Origin of the sequence: Rhizobium sp. Root491, from assembly GCF_001427205.1 — a bacterium.
Classification (GTDB): Bacteria; Pseudomonadota; Alphaproteobacteria; order Rhizobiales; family Rhizobiaceae; genus Agrobacterium; species Agrobacterium tumefaciens.
In genome coordinates, this window is record NZ_LMFF01000012.1 from 632,794 (window position 1) to 650,152 (window position 17,359).

Genomic DNA, 17,359 nt, shown 5'->3' on the forward strand with positions numbered 1-17,359 from the left:
GCAACAGCCGCAAACCCCTTTGCCATACCCCGATACTTGCCAGTAAGCCTTACTTGCCAATAAATTTGGTGAAAGGAAGGCGTGCGCCGCACAAATGCCAGTTGCTAAAGTAAGACACCATTATGGTTAAAGGAGTGTTACAACCGCGCCACGTCTGATGGATTTACTGGACCAGCCCCGAACTTACTTCAGGAATTTTTCGGCCACCGTCTCCGGAAGGCGCCTTGGCCGGCCATTGGCATTGATGACGGCGATGATGACCTTGGCGGCAACAAGGAGCGTTTCGCCGCGCCGGATTTCCTGATTGAGCACCATTTTTGCGCCCCCGGCCTTTTCGGTAAGGGTGGTGATCGTCAACACATCATCCATCCGGGCCGGGCTCTTGAAATCGATCTCCATACGATGGACGACGAAAACGAGACCCTCCTCGTCGGCGGTCAGGAGTGCGCTTTGCTCGCAGCCGAGGCAACGCAGGTAGTCGGTTCGACCGCGCTCGAGAAAATGCAGATAGCGCGCGTGATAAACGAGGCCGGAAAAATCCGTGTCCTCATAATAGACCCGCTGGGTCAGGCGGTGCCCATGTTCGATGAGTTCGCCGGAAAGCGAAACCACAAGCTCGCTCATGATATCTCCTTGGAAAGTTCGGCCGCACCTGAACGACCTTCGCGGACGATAAGATGCTCGTGGCGCTGAGGCAGCATCTCGATGCGCTCAGCAATGAAACGGGGTCTGAGATCGTGTTCCAGCAGCGCGGAAGGCTGCGCGGGCAGCCAGCGGAACTCCACCTCGACGCCATCCAGCACGCGATGCACTATATCGCTTTCATGGAACGGCAAAGGCTGGCGCAGCGAAACCAGATAATAAAATGCCAGTTCATGCGCGGCATAATCATCATAGGCGAAAAAATTCTCCGCCGACCAGAGAAGACGCTCGACAACGCAATCCCGGTCAAGCTCCTCGCCGATCTCGCGGATGATGGTCTGCTCGGAGCTTTCACCGATTTCCGCCCGCCCGCCCGGCAGGGCCCAATAGCTATCCTTGGCGCCACGCTGGACGAGAAGATAGTTGTCGTGGAAAATCAACGCCGCCACACGCATGCTGAACAGCTGCGGCTTGCGGTCCAGCCGGATCATATGGCGCTCAGGGGCAGAAGTCATTTGGCGTCCAGGTCGCCGTCATACCAGACAAGGTGTCTTGTGGTCTCAGGCAGGTGTTCTATTTCATCCGCGATGAAATAGGGCGGAATATCGAGTTCGGTCAATGCATCACGGGTCGCAGCGACCCAGCGAAACTCCAGCTCGTTATCGCCATCCTGAACGCGGTGAATGATATCCGTGGGGTGAAAGGCAAGGGTCTCTGGCAAATCCATCAGGTAATAGAAACCGAGTTCGTGCCACTCCTTACCCTCATAATGGAAAAAATTCTCGACCGCCCATAGAAGCCGCCCGACCTTCGCTTCGACGCCAAGTTCCTCGACCATTTCGCGCGCCAGCGTTTCTTCGGAACGCTCGCCCATTTCGGCGCGGCCACCCGGAAAGGTCCAGAATTTCTCATGGGACGCGCGGTGCACCAACACGTGGCCATCCCGAAACGCCAGCCCCGCAACGCGCATCTGGAAAATGCGTTTCGGCTTGAATTTCATGCGGATACGGGTGTCCTGCACCGTGGTGTCTTGTGTCATTAACTGAACCTGCTGGCTGGAAACATCAAATCGGTTTCCGTCCACCCTAACGCATCCATCTCGGCTTTTCTCGCCTTTGCGTCGTCTCCCACAATGAATTCATCCAGTTGTGGCGGCTTGATCATGGTGCCGGACAACATGGCATGCACCTGCCCGCGATGATGCGTCTGATGCTGGAAGAGATGGGACAACACATCATCGCAGCGATCCTGCTGGATGCGTGTTCCACGATGAATATTGACGATGGCAGCGAGGCCGTCTTCATCCAGCATGTCGACAAAATCGATGAGTTCTTCGTCCAGTTTCGCTTGGGCAACATGCAGCTCCGCCATGGTGGCGAAAGGCTCTTCCTCTTCAAAAGCGGCAAGGCCGAGCGTCCCGCCTTTAATCGCGTCGATATAAAACAGGTCAACGGTGTAGATGTGGTTCAGGGTCGCCCGAAGGGTTGGAAAGAAGCTGACGCGAGCGGCCACGAATTCCTCCTGCAACAGCTGAAGACAAGCCTGATGCAGCCTTAAATTAGCCAGCCGGTTGTTGCGCGCGAGTTTGCGGAAAACCCGCGTCGGATCGTAGGCCATCGACGTCCCTTCTCATGGCGCCTGATAACGCCGCTTTTCAATCGACGTGTTCGAGCTCGGACTTGCTCTTCAGAACCTTCGCCCCATCTTCCTGCTCGATAAGATAAGCGGGTTCGTCCTTGCTGGCCTTGCGCTTTATCGTGGAACCGGAAATCGTTTTTTCGACATCATCAGTAAACGTCTCGACGATTTTTCCTTCGCCGGTTCCGTTGCCCCATTTCCAGCGAACCTTCGTACCCTTGCGATATCCAGACATCATCATTTCCTGACCAAAGAAAATCAAATGCGAAAGCGCCGGGCTTGTTCCCTCAATCCTCTTCCAGCGTCAGCCGGAATTGCGCCGCCTCGAGATCTTTAGGCGGCTGCATGCCCAGATGTTTCCAGGCAGTACCGGTCAGAACGCGGCCGCGCGGCGTGCGCTGGATGAAACCCTGCTGGATCATGTAGGGTTCTATGATGTCTTCGATCGCATCACGCGGCTCCGACAAGCCAGCGGCGATGGTCTCGATACCAACAGGGCCGCCGCCGAAATTGACCGCGATCATGGTCAGATAGCGCATGTCCAGCTGATCGAGACCCATTTTGTCGACAAGCAACCGCGTCAGTGCTTCGTCGGCAATCTCACGGGTGACGGCTTCCGCCCGTGCCACCTCAGCGAAATCGCGAACCCGGCGCAAGAGCCGTCCGGCGATGCGCGGCGTGCCGCGTGCACGCCTTGCTATCTCGCGTGCGCCATCGTCGGTCATGTTCAGACCCATCAGCCGCGCGCCGCGCCGAACGATCAGTTCCAGCTCGTCGACAGTGTAGAAGGCCAGACGGACAGGAATGCCGAAGCGGTCGCGCAGCGGCGTTGTCAGCAAACCAAGACGCGTGGTCGCGGCAACGAGGGTGAACTTGGAAAGATCGATCTTCACCGAGCGGGCCGCAGGCCCCTCACCGATGATGAGGTCGAGCTGGAAATCCTCCATTGCCGGATAGAGAATTTCCTCGACTGCCGGGTTGAGACGATGGATTTCATCGATGAAGAGCACATCGCGCTCCTCGAGATTGGTCAAAAGTGCGGCAAGGTCGCCAGCCTTGGCGATCACTGGTCCAGAGGTGGACTTGAAGTTGACGCCAAGCTCCTTGGCCATGATCTGCGCCAGCGTGGTTTTGCCGAGACCGGGAGGCCCGACGAACAACACATGGTCCAGCGCCTCGCCACGGTTCTTTGCCGCCTCGATAAACACCTTGAGATTGGCGCGAGCCTCGGCCTGGCCGGTAAAATCGTCCAGCGACTGCGGGCGCATTGTGGTGTCGATATCTTCACCGCGCTTGTCCGCCGAAATCAGTCTGTCCGCATCGCTCATAGAGGGCATTCCATTGTTCTAAACCAATTCAAGAGATGGTCTTCGCCGCTATATCACGACTGTCGCACGAAGGCGCTTCACGAAATTCAGCATCGCACCCGGCTTCGTTCGCTTGCTGCGCGCAGCTTAGCGTGAAAGTTCGCGCAGGCCGAGCCGGATGAGTTTGGCGCTGTCGCCGCCCTCCCCGCCGTTCTTCAGCGCTGCCGCAACGGCATTTGCGGCCTGATCGCGTGAATAGCCGAGATTGGTGAGCGCCGACACGGCATCCGCCACCGGCGCGGAGGCGACACCCTCGCCAAGTTCCTGCTTGAGCCCGATGGAAGCCGAAGCTTCTCCTGCAAAGGCAGGCGCCTTGTTGCGAAGCTCGGTAACGAGGCGCACCGCCACCTTCGGCCCTACGCCCGGCGCACGCGAAATCATCACCTTGTCCTGCAGCGCTATCGCATTGGCGAGTTCAGAAGGCGACAGGGTAGACAAGACGGCCAGCGCCACTTTCGAACCGACCCCCTGCACGCTCTGCAGGAGATTGAACCATTCCCGCTCAAGTGCGGACAAAAAGCCGAACAGCCTCAACTGGTCTTCGCGCACATAGGTTTCGATGAAGAGGACGACCGCTTCACCAGCGGAACCTATTTTTGAGAGTGTGCGCGCCGAGCAATAGGCGACGTAACAAACGCCGTGCACATCCACCAGCACGTAATCCGTACCGATTTCCTCGATGGTGCCTTTAAGTTTTCCGATCATGATGCCGCCCGCTGCAATGAGACTTCAATATTCAACCGGCCGCCAATAGCCGCGCCATCCTGTCGCCGCCGCGATTATGGGCGTGGCAGATTGCGATCGCCAAGGCGTCCGCCGCATCGTTACCCTTGAATTCTGCTTTCGGCATCAGGATTTTCAGCATCATGTGGATTTGCTGCTTTTCGCCGTGCCCAACACCTATGACGGCTTTTTTGACCGCGTTCGGCGCATACTCGAAAACAGGCAACCCTGCCCGCGCCGGAACCAGCATGGCAATGCCGCGCGCCTGACCGAGCTTCAGCGTGGCGACAGCATCCTTGTTCACGAACGTCTGCTCCACCGCCGCCTCATCGGGCTGATAGCTGTGAACGGTATCCGCCAGCCCATCATGCAGCTGGCACAGGCGGGAGGCGAGATCCATATCACCATCCGATGTCACAGTGCCGGAAGCGACAAACCGAAGGCTGTTGCCGAAGGTTTCGATGACACCCCATCCGGTGCGCCGCAACCCGGGGTCGATACCGATGATTCGAATCGTCTTTTGCATAAGCCACCCTATCTTTTCGGCTGCGACCCTGCCAGCGATAAGTGAACAAAACGACAACATTGATCAAATTTGCAGTGCAGCATTTACCTCTGCTTAAACCGCGTACCGCATTGTTCCCGCACAAAATCAAAAAAGGGGAGCTGCGGACATGATGATCCGCAGCGCAATATTTTCGCCATATCAGCCATCCGGTGGCGCCATCAATGCATGGTGCGGGAAGTGATACGGCATTGAGGGCTGCATCGGCCATGCTGAACCGTTTTCATTCCATATCCACCAAAGTGCTCGTGATTTTCCTTGCGCTGATGACGATCTCGACCGGGGCTCTCACGCTTCTCGGCTATCAAAGCAGCAGCGGCGTTCTCGAGGAACAGGCGTCGAAATCCATGGAGAGCATTCTCGTCTTCAGGGGCGACATGCTGCAGGAACGCCTTGAGCAGCTTGAAACGCAGGCGGATTCCATCGCCAAGATCGAATCCCTGCAGATGGCGGTAGTTTCCATGCGCAGCGGCTGGGGCACCGTGCAGAAGAGTTCCGGCGACGCAAAGGCGGAACTGCAACGCGTCTTCGTCAAGGAAAACCCCTACGGAGAGAAAGAAAAGCTCATCAAGCCCGAAAATCCGAGCGGCTTTTATTATTCCACCCATGAAAAAACCCAGACGGATATCGGCGGCTACCTCAAGGGAACCCCATTCAGCGATGTTCTCTTCATCGATCCGGCCGGCACGGTTTATTACTCCTATCTGAAAGGACCGGCTTTCGGGGAAACCGTCACGGGTGGCGCCTGGGCGGATAGCGGCCTTGGGGCTGCTTTTGCGCGCGGAGCCACCAACGCAGGAAAAGCCGTGAACGACGTGGCGCAGACGAGTTTCTCCGGCCTGCGCATCGACGCCGCGACTAAAGAGGCCAGCATCTATTTCGGCATTCCGGTAGTCAAATTCGGTGCGTTCAAGGGCATCGTTCTCTTCCGCGTCAAACAAGAGGTCTTCAGCCAGATCCTCGCGAAAGGCATCTCCGCCGGCAGCTCCGAACAATCCGCGATCGTTTCCGCCGATGGCAAGGTTCTGGGCGTGGACGGCAACGGTCTCGTCAGCCTTAATCCGGCAATCTATGGCTTCCATGCACAAGCACTCAATACGTCCGGCATGACGATCGCCAAGATCAACCGTCCGGACGGCGAAGCCAATGCCTATGCCCGCGCCTTCTCGTTTGCCGGTGAAAAATACCTCGCGGTGGAAAGCATGTTGCGCAGTGAGTTGAACGCCGGTTCCATTTCGATTGCCGGCACGCTAGCCGTCATCGGCCTTTGCGTTCTGGCAGCGATGTGCGCGGCAACCGCCTTTTTTGCACGGCGCCTGTTCGCACCGCTGGAGAAGCTGGCCGGGCTGACCGGCGAAGTGGCGGCAGGCCGTCTCGATGCCGAGATCGGCAATCAGGACCGCAAGGACGAGATCGGCCGCATGGCGCGCGCGCTTGGCAGTTTCCGCGAAAAACTCATTTTGCAGCGGGAAATGGAAGCGACCACGTCCCGCACGCGCGAGGAAGCCGAAACGGCACGCCGCGCACATCTTGCGGAACGAGAGGCCGAGGCCGGCACGCTGCAAATGGTCGTGCGTTCTCTTGACGAAGGGCTGGATCGACTGGCAAGCGGCAATCTCGCCTATCGCATTGAGACTGTCTTCCCAGACGATCTTGAAAGTCTGCGCCACAACTTCAATACGGCGCTTGCAAGGCTCAGCGAGACCATGCAGGCCATCGGCGGCAATTCCGCCGCCGTTCGCGGCGGCTCGGAGGAAATGCGGGTAGGTGCAGACCAGCTCGCTGAGCGCACTGAACGGCAGGCCGCCTCCATTACCGAGACGGCAAGCGCCATCAAGGCAATCACCGAAGCCGTCCGCGACCAGATCGAACGTGCCGAACAGGCAACACGGATCGCCCGCGACGCCAGTACGCAGGCCACTGCGTCCAGCCACGTCATGGAGCAGACCATCGCCGCCATGGAAGCGATCCAGACCTCGTCGCGCCAGATCAACCAGATCATCGGCGTTATCGATGAAATCGCCTTCCAGACCAACCTTCTCGCCCTGAACGCAGGTGTGGAAGCCGCGCGTGCGGGCGAGGCCGGCAAGGGTTTTGCCGTTGTGGCGCAGGAGGTGCGCGAGCTGGCACAACGCTCGGCCGCCGCCGCAAAAGAAATCACCAGCCTGCTGAAGCGCTCCACCGACGAGGTTTCCACCGGCGTGGCACTGGTCGAAAAGGCGGGGGCCTCGCTAACCGGCATCGGCAAGCACGTGCAGACCATCAGTTCCCGCATCGAAGAGATCATGGAATCCACCCGCGAGGAGGCGCATACGCTTGCTGAAATCAACAGCACCGTCACCAGTCTCGACACCATGACCCAGCAAAACGCCGCCATGGTGGAGGAGACGACGGCGGCCATTCACAATCTCGCTTCCGAGGCGGGAGAGATGGACGGCAGGCTCGGACAATTCGTGCTCGCTTCCGACCGGCAACCTCCAGACCATCGCGAAACCCGGCAATTCCGTCGAGCGGGCTAAAAAAATGAAAAGGGGCCTCTTTCGAGGCCCCAATTTTTTTGAACCATCCTTCAATTCTGCGCGACTTCTATGGTAAATCGGGACACGCGCCTTACATCCGCATCAAAGACAGAATTTGTGTAGGAGCGTTGGATGATCCCCTTTTCCATTCTCGACCTTTCGCCAATCGGCGAAGGCGAGAGCGTCAGCCAGGCGCTTGAAAATTCTCGCCGCATGGCGATCAAGGCTGAAGACCACGGTTACAACCGCATCTGGCTTGCGGAGCACCATGGCATGCCTGGTATTGCGAGCGCAGCCACATCGCTCGTGATCGCCCATGTTGGTGCCGCCACGAAACATATTCGCGTCGGTTCAGGCGGCATCATGCTGCCTAACCACTCCCCGCTCGTCATTGCCGAACAATTCGGCACGCTGGCGGCACTGTTGCCTGGCCGGGTCGATCTCGGACTTGGCCGCGCGCCGGGAACCGATATGCGGACGGCAAGGGCGCTGCGCCGCAATCTTGATGCCGGTGCGGAGAACTTCCCGCACGACATCGTCGAGCTCCAGCAGTACCTTGGCCAGCCCCAGCAGGATCAGGCGATCCTTGCCGTGCCCGGCATGAATTCGCACGTGCCGCTCTGGTTGCTTGGCTCAAGCACCTATAGCGCGCATCTGGCAGCGGCACTCGGCCTGCCCTATTCCTTTGCGTCGCATTTTGCGCCTGACATGCTGATGGAGGCGATCCATATCTATCGCGAGCGCTTCCAGCCCTCTGCGACGCTGGACAAGCCCTATGTGATGGTTGGAGTGATGGGAGTCGGCGCCGATACCGACGAGGAGGCGCAATATCTCTTCACCTCGTCACAGCAGCAATTCGTCAACCTGCGCCGCAATGTACGCGTCCCGTTCCCCAAGCCGGTTCAGAGCATGGACGACCACTGGAACGAGATGGAGCGTTTTTCGGTGGAACATACCTTGCGTTTCGCCGCCGTCGGCTCGCCTGAAACAATCGGACGCCACCTCGACGGCTTCCTCGCCGAAACGCAGGCCGACGAACTGATCGTCTCGATGCCGATCCACAATATTGAAAAACGGCTGCGATCCGTGGAGATCTTCGCCGATGTGCGGACCTCCATCAGGAAGGCCGCCTAAACAAAAAGCCCCGGAGCGAGGACGCTGCCGGGGCTTTTTTTTAAATCTGAACCGTCAGGCGGAAAGCTTGGCGAGAATTTCTTCCGAAACTTCGAAGTTGGAATAGACGCTCTGCACGTCGTCATCGTCTTCGAGATTGTCGATGAGCTTCATCAGCGACTGCGCCTTTTCCTCATCCACCGGCACCGTGTTCTGCGGCTTCCAGATGGCCTTGACGCTTTCAGCTTCGCCGAGCACGCCTTCCAGCGCCTTGGAAACCTCGTTCATCGCCTCGAAACCGCAGATGATGGTGTGACCGTCCTCAGAAGATTCGACATCGTCGGCACCAGCTTCGATAGCCGCTTCCATGACCTTGTCGGCATCGCCGACTTCGGCCTTGTAAGTGATCTCACCGACGCGGTCGAAGGAGAAGGAAACTGATCCGGTTTCGCCGAGTGCGCCACCAGCCTTGGTGAAGATGGAGCGGACGTTGGAGGCGGTGCGGTTGCGGTTGTCGGTCAAGGCCTCGACGACGACGGCGACGCCACCCGGGCCGTAACCCTCGTAACGGACCTCATCGTAGTTTTCGCTGTCTGCACCGGAAGCTTTCTTGATCGCGCGCTCGATATTGTCCTTCGGCATGGACTGGGCCTTGGCGTTCTGAATTGCCAGGCGCAGGCGCGCGTTCATGTTCGGGTCGGGCATGCCCGCCTTTGCCGCAACGGTGATTTCACGCGCAAGCTTGGAAAACATTTTGGACCGAACGGAGTCCTGCTTGCCCTTGCGGTGCATGATGTTCTTGAACTGTGAATGACCAGCCATGGAAAACCTGATTGTCTTAATTTGGAGATTGCGGGCCTTATAAGTGCGATATGCCCGCCGTTCAAGCCCGCAAGCGCTTTCTCTTGGCCGCAAGAATATAAGGAACTGATTTATCCGCTTTTCGTTTTGACAATGAAAGCGGAAGAGCGGGACATTTTTCACCCTCCCGATCGCCGCAGCAAACCCAACGGAGGAAACACATGGTCAGCCTGACTGAAGCAAGAGAAAACCCTGCCCGCCAGCTCTGGGATGAGGTCAATTCGGTCCATGCCGGCATGCTTGGCCTCGAGGGCCTGCACAATCATATGCAGCCGATGGCACCGCACGCCGACCCCAAGACCAACACGATCTGGTTTTTCTCCAAGAAAGACACCGATCTCGTCAAAACGCTGAAGCCGGGTTCGCGGGCTCATTTTTGTGTCGTCGGCAAGGACCATGATTATCACGCCTGCCTCTCGGGTGTGCTCGAGGCGCGCGACGACAGGACAAAGATCGAAGAATACTGGAACTCTGTCACCGCAGCATGGTACGAGCACGGTAAGAGCGATCCGCAACTGACGATGCTGGCGCTGCATGTTGACGATGCGGAAATCTGGGCCTCGACTGACAGCACGCTAAAATTCGGCTGGGAAATCGCCAAGGCCAATATGTCCGACGATAAAATGCCTGATGTCGGCGTTCGCCAGCACCTCGCCTTCGCCTGAGATACCGACTCCCCCGACTTTCCTCGCCGGTCGCTTTACTACATGCCTTTAGGCACCAGTATCTGCGGCTGGCGGGGAAGGTTTCTCATTGAGACCCGGATGATCGCATCTTTTGCGTAGGCAATCTGGAAGCTTTCCCCAAACATCGTCAGAAACTGCTCCAACGGAGGCCCAGTGCGGTGCATGGGCAAGATCAGTGCGGAGCGCAGGCGCTTGACCACGCGGCTCATGCTGTCGGCCCCCATCGTCAAACCACCATCCACTGGAACCATCAGCACATCCAGACGACCGATTTCGGCATAATGCTTGTCCGTCAGTTCGTGATGCAGATGGCCGAGATGGCCGATACACAGCCCCGCAACCTCGAAGATGAAAATGGAATTGCCGTTTTCCTGAAAGGATTCGTAATCGCCCCAGCGGTTGCGAATGTCAGTCGCGACGTTGCGGATATAGACATCACCGACCAGAAGCTTGTGCTCGGCCTTGTCTCCGGGCGTATCGCTCCAACCGTGCAGCACATGCTGAATGGCCGGATCCGGACTGAGAGTGAAATGCGTCATATGCGCCCGGTTCATCGTCACCACTGTCGGCGTGACCGGTGGGCGATAGACACCATTATAATCTGTGGCGATCGTCACGCCGCCAGGACTTTCGATGAGATAGGTGGAATGGCCGATGAAGCTGATCTTCACCTCTTCCTTAGCCGTGGCCTGCGCCAGCTGGGCACCTGCCGGTTTGAAGCTGGCGAACATGACGCCGGGAATGTTGCGGGCGATTGCCTGGCACTGGCTAACGGGAGGGCGGCTTCCAGCCTGGGAAAAGGCCGCTCCCGCGCACGCAACCAGTCCGGCCATTGCAAGCATTAGCACGCGCAGCATCATGCCACTCCCTCGAACTTGCGAAGAAAGGAAGATGAGGCAGGTTTTGCAGGGCGTCCAGCGCCAACAGCGGCGGAACGCTCACGATCTCGTCATTGTGAACGGGTGATGAGCGCTAGAAGCCGAAAGCTCACGCCCAGAAGGACGGGAGGGTTTCGGAGAGCCTCGGGCCAATTCGCAGCGGTGCGATCTTTTCCGCAAGGCCGGTCCGGTCGGAAATCTCGACGCCGACGCCGCAGATCGTCGCAGGTCCACTGGCGGCTTCGAAACGGCCCTTCGGCATTTTGGAAATGAAGCGGTTGATCGGCTCTTCCTTTTCCATGCCAAGCGAGCTGTCGTAGTCACCGCACATGCCGGCGTCCGACATATAGGCCGTGCCACCGTTCAAGATCTGGGCGTCAGCAGTCGGAACATGGGTGTGGGTGCCGACGACGAAGCTTGCACGTCCATCAACGAAATGACCGAAACACTGTTTTTCGCTCGTCGCTTCCGCGTGGAAATCGAAGATGATGGCGTCGGCCTGCTCCTTCAGCGGGCAGGCAGCGAGAATGTTCTCCGCCGATTTGAAGGGATCGTCCAGTTCCGGATGCATGAAGACCCGGCCCATGATGTTGGCGACAAGCACACGCGCGCCGTTGCGGGCGTAAAAAATGCCCGAGCCCTTGCCCGGCGTACCATCGGGATAATTGGCTGGCCGCAGGAACTGGTCATGGCGCTCGCAGAAGGAAACGGCCTCCTTCTGGTCCCAGACATGGTTGCCGGTCGTCACCACATCCGCACCGGCATTGATGGTTTCGAGATAGATATCCTCGGTGATGCCGAAACCACCGGCGGCGTTTTCGCCATTAACGATGACGAAATCGAGCTTCAGATCGGAAACAAGCCCGGGCAACCTGTCCCAGACAGCCGTGCGTCCGGTCTTGCCAACCATATCTCCGAGAAAAAGAAGCCTCATTCACCCGCCCCGATCTTGCGCATGTTCCTAAATTCCGTCCCCTCTAACGGGTAATCCATCTTTTAAAAAGTGCTAAAGCGCCTTTTTCCCATCGGTCATCAACGGCTAAGCCGAAAACCAGCGCAGGCCACTCTCCGTCAGAACCGCCTGAAGCGGCACGTCATGCGGCTCCGCCGGCACGGATGGCACTTCCTGACAATCAAATGCGACGCCGATGAGAACGGGCGCTCGGCCTTTGCCGTGCAATCTCGCAATAGCGCGATCATAATGACCCGCGCCATAACCGATACGCTGACCCTGCCCGTCAAAGACGGAAAGCGGGACGAGCAGAATATCCGGATCGAGAACTTCTGCGTCCTCTGCCGGACCGGTCGTGCCGAAGCCCGTCTTCACCAGCGGTGCATCCGCATCAAAGGCGCGGAAAACGATGGTCTCCCGGTTCAGCACAACGGGAAGGGCGAGGCGCCCGCCTCTTGTCCGCAGTGCCTCCATCAGCGGCCGAATATCGGCCTCTGAACGGATGGGCATGAAACCGGAAATAACGGCACCTGGCGAGAACGGAATGGCAGATGCACCATATGCCGTCATCGCCTCGCTTTTTTGCTGACGCTCGGCTTGTGGCAACGCATCACGCGCGGCAAGCCTTTCGCCGCGCAGCCTTGCTTTTTCGGCGATGTCGCCAGACATCAGGCAGCCCGGCTCACGAGCACCTTGTCGATACGGTGTCCATCAAGGTCTATGACCTCAAAACGCCAGCCGTTGCGGGTGATGTGTTCGCCCAGTTCCGGCAGGCGACGGAACTCGTCAAGCACCAGACCGGCAACGGTCTCGAACTCGGCGTCTTCGTCGATCTGGAAGCCCATGCGGTAAGCGAACTCATCGGCGGGCATCCAGCCGGCAACGAGGAACGAACCGTCCTCGCGCTCGACGATCGCCGGCTCCTCGTCATTGTCTTCCTGGAAGGCACCTGTGATTGCTTCCAGAACGTCGCCAGAGCTGACGATACCTTCGAAATGGCCGTATTCGTCATAGACCAGCACCATATGCACGGTGGAGCGGCGCAATGACTGGATGACATCGACAGCACTCGTCAGATCCGAGACGACGGGAACTTCGCGCAGAAGCTCGCGCACGTTCAGCTCCTTGCCGGATGCCAGCGCATCGAAAGCGTCCTTGGCGAAAAGCACGCCCAGAATTTCATCGGAGGCGCCGTTGCGCACGGGCAGGCGGGAACGCTGCGTTTCCCGAAGCTGAACACGGATTTCTTCCGCACTGTCTTCAATATCGACGACTTCCACGTCGCGGCGCGGCGTCATCAGGCCACGGGCATTACGGTCGGCAAGGCGCATGACGCTGGTGATCATCGCCGATTCCTCGGTTTCGATGACGCCGGCGCTATGAGCTTCCGCCAGAACCGTGCGGATTTCGTCATCCGTGACCGATGCATTGGACGTGCCGCTATGGCCGAGAAGCGCAAGGATGGCTTTACCGGATTTGTCGAGAAACCAGACCAGTGGCGCGCCGACCTTGGAGAGCATCACCATGGTGGGTGCAACACGGGCAGCGATCTTTTCCGGATCGCGCAGCGCAATCTGCTTCGGCACCAGTTCGCCTACGATCAGCGACAGATAGGTGATGGCGACGACCACGGAGCCCACGCCCAACGCATCGGCAACCCGATCGGGGACGCCCTGCACCGACAGCCATGCCGTGAACCGTGCGCCGAGGGTGGCACCGGAAAACGCACCGGAGAGAACGCCGACCAGAGTGATGCCGATCTGCACCGTGGAAAGAAAGCGTCCGGGATTTTCGGAAAGACCGAGCGCCATCGTGGCGCCCTTGCTGCCGTGCGCGGCAAGCACTTTGAGCCTCGCCGGTCTGGAGGAGACAACGGCAAGCTCGGACATGGCAAGCACACCGTTCAATACGGTGAGCAGGACCACGATCATAATTTCAGTAAACAAGTTTAGCTCTTTGGGCTGTTGAACGGCACGTCGCGGTTTTGGCCGCAGCGCCCTCTTTCAAAAAAAAGGGCATGACAGACATACCAATTGAGATAATAGGGAATTGTTCCGCCATTGCAATGACAGCAGCATAAAAAAGCCGTCTCCGGCAGCAATGAAAAATAACTGTCGACACTATGAGAGTCAGAAGAAGAATCGGGGAGTGACCCGAAACTTCAAGTGCGATCCACGGCGACCGATGGAGATTTACGATCCTGGGTGCCTACAAATGTAGGTGGGCGCCATGTGTCCAGCCCCACGGGACTGGCCAGGGACAGCTCCCTTTGGATCGAGTATGGCCCCAGGGATTGTGGTTCCTGTCGGGAAGCGCAGAACGCCTCTTAGATATAGGACGTATCCAACCAAACCACCAGAGGGCCAAGAACGAATTTTGTTGCTGGAAAGCTTTGCCGGCGATCAATGCGCCGCAGGCTTTGGCCGCGCCAGGAGTTTTTCGGTAATACCGTTCAGACGGTCGGCCAGATCGCTGATGGCAACGGCAACCATCTCGTCCGATCTTGCCTTGTGTTCGGCCATACCGTCGCGGTTGCGAGAAAGGGACGCTATTTCCCCCTCAAGCTTTTCGATCTTGCGGTTGAGCTCGGAAAGTTCGTCCATCACCATGATACCCGACATGACGGTCAAGCGCAGATCACCGATTTCGCCGAACTGGCTCTTTAGATGCCCCACATAACGGTCAAAACGGGTAGCGAGATCGGTCAGGTGCTCTTCCTGCCCTGCCTCGCAAGCCATGCGGTAGGCCTTGCCGTCGATCATAACAGTAACTTGCGCCATGAAACCGCTCCCTATCGATCCAGCACCGCGCGAATCGTCTCCATCGCCGTCACCAGACGGCGGGAAACCTCGCGGTTGACTTCTTCGAGACGATTGGCGCGAAACTCGGCCTGGTCCAGCTCGTGCGCGAGCCTTGCGCGATCGACATGGACCCGCTTGACCTCGTTATCGATTTCGCCCGTCTCCCTTTGCCGTTCGATACGCATATCGATGGCATTTTCGAGATTTGTGATGGCAGCGCTCAGCTCCGTCACCGCAGATTGTACGGTCTTCTCAGCCGACATCGTTTTTTCCAACTCGCAAGTAACCGGCCGAATCGTCCGGTTTCAGGCCTTTTCAACATCCAAGAGGTTATTACCCGATTTATCATCACGTCAATCAAACCAGTGCATTGAGGCGTTTTGCTCTGTGGATGAACGAGGAAACGGCGACACATATCGCACGATTTTTCTCGAGACACCCGTTTTGCTAAACGATTTTTATCCTTGAGAGAACCGCAATTGCCCGTGGATTTATTGACTTGCCTGCCTCACCTGCTATGGATCAACCCGCTTTTTGGATAGTTGCGTAAAACTATCTCCCTTCACCCGGAAACAGACGGAAAAGCCATGATTTCTCGCGACAAACACGACCGGATGGCCAATGCAATCCGCTTTCTTGCCATGGATGCAGTAGAGAAGGCCAACTCCGGCCATCCCGGCCTGCCGATGGGCGCAGCTGATGTCGCCACTGTTCTTTTTACCCGCTTTTTGAAGTTCGATCCCAAGAGCTCGCTGTGGCCGGATCGTGACCGCTTCGTGCTGTCTGCGGGCCATGGTTCGATGTTGCTTTACTCGCTGCTCTATTTGACGGGCTACGAGGACATGACGATCGACGAGATCAAGCGTTTCCGTCAGTTCGGCTCCAAGACTGCCGGCCATCCCGAATATGGCCACGCGACCGGCATCGAAACGACGACCGGCCCGCTCGGCCAGGGCATCGCCAACGCCGTTGGCATGGCAATCGCCGAACGCAAGCTGGAAGAAGAATTCGGCTCCGATCTGCAGAACCACTTCACATATGTGCTGTGTGGCGACGGCTGCCTCATGGAAGGCATCAGCCATGAAGCCATCGCGCTCGCCGGCCACCTGAAGCTTAACAAGCTCGTTCTCTTCTGGGATGACAACAACATCACCATCGACGGTGAAGTTGGCCTTTCCGACAGCACCGACCAGATCGCCCGCTTCCAGGCTGTTCACTGGAACACCATACGCGTCGACGGCCATGATCCGGATGCGATTGCCGCCGCGATCGAAGCTGCACATAAATCCGACCGCCCGACCTTCATCGCCTGCAAGACCGTGATCGGTTTCGGCGCACCAAACAAGCAGGGCACCCACAAGGTTCACGGCAACCCGCTGGGCGCCGAAGAAATCGCCGCCGCCCGCAAGAGCCTCAACTGGGAAGCCGAAGCTTTCGTCATTCCGGAAGACGTGCTGGATGCATGGCGTCTCGCCGGCCTGCGCTCCACCAAGACCCGTCAGGACTGGGAAGCCCGTCTCGAAGCCACCGAAGCCGGCAAGAAGGCCGAATTCAAGCGCCGCTTCGCCGGCGATCTGCCCGGCAACTTCGACAGCGCGATCGATGCCTTCAAGAAGAAGATCATCGAGAATAACCCGACCGTCGCCACCCGCAAGGCGTCCGAAGATGCGCTCGAAGTCATCAACGGCATCCTGCCGGAAATGATCGGCGGCTCGGCCGACCTGACGCCGTCCAACAACACCAAGACCAGCCAGATGAAGTCCATCACGCCGACGGACTTCTCCGGCCGGTACCTGCATTACGGCATCCGCGAACACGGCATGGCAGCAGCGATGAACGGTATCGCACTGCATGGCGGTCTCATTCCCTATGCCGGCGGCTTCCTGATCTTCTCGGACTATTGCCGTCCGTCGATCCGTCTGGCTGCCCTGATGGGCATCCGCGTCGTCCACGTTCTGACGCATGATTCCATCGGCGTCGGCGAAGACGGCCCGACTCACCAGCCGGTGGAGCAGATCGCCGCGCTGCGCGCCATCCCGAACCTGCTCGTCTTCCGCCCGGCGGATGAAACCGAGACGGCGGAATGCTGGCAGCTGGCGCTTGAGCAGAAGCATCGTCCTTCGGCACTGGCGCTCACCCGCCAGAACCTTGCGCCTTCGCGCAAGGAATACGAAGAAAAGAACCTTTCCGCTTACGGCGCCTACGAACTCGTATCCGCAAGCGATGCCAAGGTTTCGATCTTTGCATCCGGCTCGGAAGTGGAAGTAGCGCTCAAGGCCGCAGCGACGCTGAAGGACAAGGGCGTTTCCGCCCGCGTCGTTTCCGTTCCCTGCTTCGAGCTATTCAAGGAGCAGCCGGAAACCTACCGCAACGCCATCATCGGCAAGGCTCCGGTCAAAATTGCGGTGGAAGCCGCCATTCGCCAGGGCTGGGATTACTTCATCGGCTCCGACGGCGCTTTCGTCGGCATGCATTCCTTTGGTGCGTCCGCGCCGGCGAAGGATCTCTTCAAGCACTTCGGCATCACGGCGGAAGCTGTCGTCGCCGCAGTCGAGGCAAAACTTGCATGAGGGCTTCCCAAGCCCTCACATTCCGCAAAGACCAAGCACATATC

General features: G+C 58.3%; 19 protein-coding genes and 1 other RNA gene. 4 read left to right on the top strand and 16 right to left on the bottom strand.

Annotated elements, in window-relative coordinates; genetic code table 11:
- Window positions 1-183 precede the first annotated feature (183 nt).
- The 8 genes from ybgC to ruvC all read right to left on the bottom strand — a co-directional run bounded on the left by ybgC (window position 184) and on the right by ruvC (window position 4,896).
- Entirely contained in the window at window positions 184-624 is a 441-nt protein-coding gene (gene ybgC / locus ASD46_RS13975; RefSeq protein WP_003511391.1) for a tol-pal system-associated acyl-CoA thioesterase, read from the bottom strand.
- Window positions 621-1,157, bottom strand: a complete 537-nt coding sequence (locus ASD46_RS13980; protein ID WP_035251500.1) for an NUDIX hydrolase — start codon at window positions 1,155-1,157, stop codon at window positions 621-623. Before ASD46_RS13980 ends, ybgC begins: the two co-directional genes overlap by 4 nt.
- On the bottom strand, window positions 1,154-1,681 hold the full coding sequence (locus ASD46_RS13985) for an NUDIX hydrolase (protein ID WP_003511393.1): 528 nt from the start codon (window positions 1,679-1,681) through the stop codon (window positions 1,154-1,156). Before ASD46_RS13985 ends, ASD46_RS13980 begins: the two co-directional genes overlap by 4 nt.
- Window positions 1,681-2,259, bottom strand: a complete 579-nt coding sequence (locus tag ASD46_RS13990; RefSeq protein WP_003511394.1) for a DinB family protein — start codon at window positions 2,257-2,259, stop codon at window positions 1,681-1,683. Before ASD46_RS13990 ends, ASD46_RS13985 begins: the two co-directional genes overlap by 1 nt.
- Window positions 2,260-2,296: 37 nt before the next feature.
- The gene (locus tag ASD46_RS13995; RefSeq protein ID WP_075807662.1) at window positions 2,297-2,515 is read right to left on the bottom strand and encodes a DUF2945 domain-containing protein; all 219 of its coding nucleotides are present in this window, start codon (window positions 2,513-2,515) and stop codon (window positions 2,297-2,299) included.
- Between the two features lie 52 nt (window positions 2,516-2,567).
- The gene (gene ruvB, locus ASD46_RS14000) at window positions 2,568-3,608 is read right to left on the bottom strand and encodes a Holliday junction branch migration DNA helicase RuvB (RefSeq protein WP_003511396.1); all 1,041 of its coding nucleotides are present in this window, start codon (window positions 3,606-3,608) and stop codon (window positions 2,568-2,570) included.
- Between the two features lie 126 nt (window positions 3,609-3,734).
- On the bottom strand, window positions 3,735-4,352 hold the full coding sequence (gene ruvA / locus ASD46_RS14005; protein WP_003511397.1) for a Holliday junction branch migration protein RuvA: 618 nt from the start codon (window positions 4,350-4,352) through the stop codon (window positions 3,735-3,737).
- 31 nt (window positions 4,353-4,383) lie between these two features.
- Window positions 4,384-4,896 carry a crossover junction endodeoxyribonuclease RuvC gene (gene ruvC / locus ASD46_RS14010; RefSeq protein ID WP_003511398.1) on the bottom strand — a complete coding sequence of 171 codons (513 nt, stop codon included), beginning with the start codon at window positions 4,894-4,896 and terminating at the stop codon, window positions 4,384-4,386.
- Window positions 4,897-5,144: 248 nt separating this feature from the next.
- Here ruvC and ASD46_RS14015 point away from each other — a divergent pair, with 248 nt between their 5' ends.
- Both ASD46_RS14015 and ASD46_RS14020 read left to right on the top strand, forming a co-directional pair.
- Window positions 5,145-7,454, top strand: a complete 2,310-nt coding sequence (locus ASD46_RS14015) for a methyl-accepting chemotaxis protein (RefSeq protein WP_035251502.1) — start codon at window positions 5,145-5,147, stop codon at window positions 7,452-7,454.
- Window positions 7,455-7,586: 132 nt separating this feature from the next.
- Window positions 7,587-8,588: an LLM class flavin-dependent oxidoreductase gene (locus tag ASD46_RS14020; protein ID WP_060642479.1), complete on the top strand. Its 1,002-nt coding sequence runs from the start codon at window positions 7,587-7,589 to the stop codon at window positions 8,586-8,588.
- Window positions 8,589-8,642: 54 nt separating this feature from the next.
- Here ASD46_RS14020 and ASD46_RS14025 read toward each other — a convergent pair whose 3' ends face one another.
- Window positions 8,643-9,389 carry a YebC/PmpR family DNA-binding transcriptional regulator gene (locus ASD46_RS14025; RefSeq protein WP_003497595.1) on the bottom strand — a complete coding sequence of 249 codons (747 nt, stop codon included), beginning with the start codon at window positions 9,387-9,389 and terminating at the stop codon, window positions 8,643-8,645.
- A gap of 200 nt (window positions 9,390-9,589) precedes the next feature.
- Here ASD46_RS14025 and ASD46_RS14035 point away from each other — a divergent pair, with 200 nt between their 5' ends.
- The gene (locus ASD46_RS14035; protein ID WP_003511401.1) at window positions 9,590-10,093 is read left to right on the top strand and encodes a pyridoxamine 5'-phosphate oxidase family protein; all 504 of its coding nucleotides are present in this window, start codon (window positions 9,590-9,592) and stop codon (window positions 10,091-10,093) included.
- Between the two features lie 38 nt (window positions 10,094-10,131).
- On the opposite strand, the gene ASD46_RS14040 is transcribed toward ASD46_RS14035, so the two are convergent.
- From ASD46_RS14040 to ASD46_RS14070, 7 genes are all read right to left on the bottom strand, one after another.
- Complete coding sequence (locus ASD46_RS14040; RefSeq protein ID WP_035251509.1) at window positions 10,132-10,974, bottom strand: MBL fold metallo-hydrolase; 843 nt, start codon at window positions 10,972-10,974, stop codon at window positions 10,132-10,134.
- Between the two features lie 127 nt (window positions 10,975-11,101).
- Window positions 11,102-11,926 (bottom strand): TIGR00282 family metallophosphoesterase, encoded by an 825-nt coding sequence (locus ASD46_RS14045; protein ID WP_013761826.1) that lies wholly within the window; start codon window positions 11,924-11,926, stop codon window positions 11,102-11,104.
- 105 nt (window positions 11,927-12,031) lie between these two features.
- A complete protein-coding gene (locus ASD46_RS14050) occupies window positions 12,032-12,613 on the bottom strand; it encodes a 5-formyltetrahydrofolate cyclo-ligase (RefSeq protein WP_003511404.1) in 582 nt (193 codons plus the stop codon).
- The gene (locus ASD46_RS14055; protein WP_003511405.1) at window positions 12,613-13,875 is read right to left on the bottom strand and encodes a hemolysin family protein; all 1,263 of its coding nucleotides are present in this window, start codon (window positions 13,873-13,875) and stop codon (window positions 12,613-12,615) included. Before ASD46_RS14055 ends, ASD46_RS14050 begins: the two co-directional genes overlap by 1 nt.
- 234 nt (window positions 13,876-14,109) lie before the next feature.
- Window positions 14,110-14,268: non-coding RNA, 6S RNA (ssrS, locus tag ASD46_RS14060), on the bottom strand.
- A gap of 78 nt (window positions 14,269-14,346) precedes the next feature.
- Complete coding sequence (locus ASD46_RS14065) at window positions 14,347-14,724, bottom strand: cell division protein ZapA (protein WP_003511406.1); 378 nt, start codon at window positions 14,722-14,724, stop codon at window positions 14,347-14,349.
- 11 nt (window positions 14,725-14,735) lie between these two features.
- Window positions 14,736-15,008 (bottom strand): DUF4164 domain-containing protein, encoded by a 273-nt coding sequence (locus ASD46_RS14070; protein WP_003511407.1) that lies wholly within the window; start codon window positions 15,006-15,008, stop codon window positions 14,736-14,738.
- A 324-nt stretch (window positions 15,009-15,332) separates the two neighbouring features.
- On the opposite strand from ASD46_RS14070, the gene tkt reads away from it, so the two are divergent.
- On the top strand, window positions 15,333-17,315 hold the full coding sequence (gene tkt, locus ASD46_RS14075) for a transketolase (protein ID WP_003511408.1): 1,983 nt from the start codon (window positions 15,333-15,335) through the stop codon (window positions 17,313-17,315).
- The last annotated feature ends 44 nt before the right edge of the window (window positions 17,316-17,359 follow it).

Excerpts from the sequence above, each read along its gene's own strand:
- ybgC (WP_003511391.1), bottom strand. The coding sequence starts at position 624 with ATGAGCGAGCTTGTGGTTTCGCTTTCCGGCGAACTCATCGAACATGGG.
- ASD46_RS13980 (WP_035251500.1), bottom strand. The coding sequence starts at position 1,157 with ATGACTTCTGCCCCTGAGCGCCATATGATCCGGCTGGACCGCAAGCCG.
- ASD46_RS13985 (WP_003511393.1), bottom strand. The coding sequence starts at position 1,681 with ATGACACAAGACACCACGGTGCAGGACACCCGTATCCGCATGAAATTC.
- ASD46_RS13990 (WP_003511394.1), bottom strand. The coding sequence starts at position 2,259 with ATGGCCTACGATCCGACGCGGGTTTTCCGCAAACTCGCGCGCAACAAC.
- ASD46_RS13995 (WP_075807662.1), bottom strand. The coding sequence starts at position 2,515 with ATGTCTGGATATCGCAAGGGTACGAAGGTTCGCTGGAAATGGGGCAAC.
- ruvB (WP_003511396.1), bottom strand. The coding sequence starts at position 3,608 with ATGAGCGATGCGGACAGACTGATTTCGGCGGACAAGCGCGGTGAAGAT.
- ruvA (WP_003511397.1), bottom strand. The coding sequence starts at position 4,352 with ATGATCGGAAAACTTAAAGGCACCATCGAGGAAATCGGTACGGATTAC.
- ruvC (WP_003511398.1), bottom strand. The coding sequence starts at position 4,896 with ATGCAAAAGACGATTCGAATCATCGGTATCGACCCCGGGTTGCGGCGC.
- ASD46_RS14015 (WP_035251502.1), top strand. The coding sequence starts at position 5,145 with ATGCTGAACCGTTTTCATTCCATATCCACCAAAGTGCTCGTGATTTTC.
- ASD46_RS14020 (WP_060642479.1), top strand. The coding sequence starts at position 7,587 with ATGATCCCCTTTTCCATTCTCGACCTTTCGCCAATCGGCGAAGGCGAG.
- ASD46_RS14025 (WP_003497595.1), bottom strand. The coding sequence starts at position 9,389 with ATGGCTGGTCATTCACAGTTCAAGAACATCATGCACCGCAAGGGCAAG.
- ASD46_RS14035 (WP_003511401.1), top strand. The coding sequence starts at position 9,590 with ATGGTCAGCCTGACTGAAGCAAGAGAAAACCCTGCCCGCCAGCTCTGG.
- ASD46_RS14040 (WP_035251509.1), bottom strand. The coding sequence starts at position 10,974 with ATGATGCTGCGCGTGCTAATGCTTGCAATGGCCGGACTGGTTGCGTGC.
- ASD46_RS14045 (WP_013761826.1), bottom strand. The coding sequence starts at position 11,926 with ATGAGGCTTCTTTTTCTCGGAGATATGGTTGGCAAGACCGGACGCACG.
- ASD46_RS14050 (WP_003511404.1), bottom strand. The coding sequence starts at position 12,613 with ATGTCTGGCGACATCGCCGAAAAAGCAAGGCTGCGCGGCGAAAGGCTT.
- ASD46_RS14055 (WP_003511405.1), bottom strand. The coding sequence starts at position 13,875 with ATGATCGTGGTCCTGCTCACCGTATTGAACGGTGTGCTTGCCATGTCC.
- ASD46_RS14065 (WP_003511406.1), bottom strand. The coding sequence starts at position 14,724 with ATGGCGCAAGTTACTGTTATGATCGACGGCAAGGCCTACCGCATGGCT.
- ASD46_RS14070 (WP_003511407.1), bottom strand. The coding sequence starts at position 15,008 with ATGTCGGCTGAGAAGACCGTACAATCTGCGGTGACGGAGCTGAGCGCT.
- tkt (WP_003511408.1), top strand. The coding sequence starts at position 15,333 with ATGATTTCTCGCGACAAACACGACCGGATGGCCAATGCAATCCGCTTT.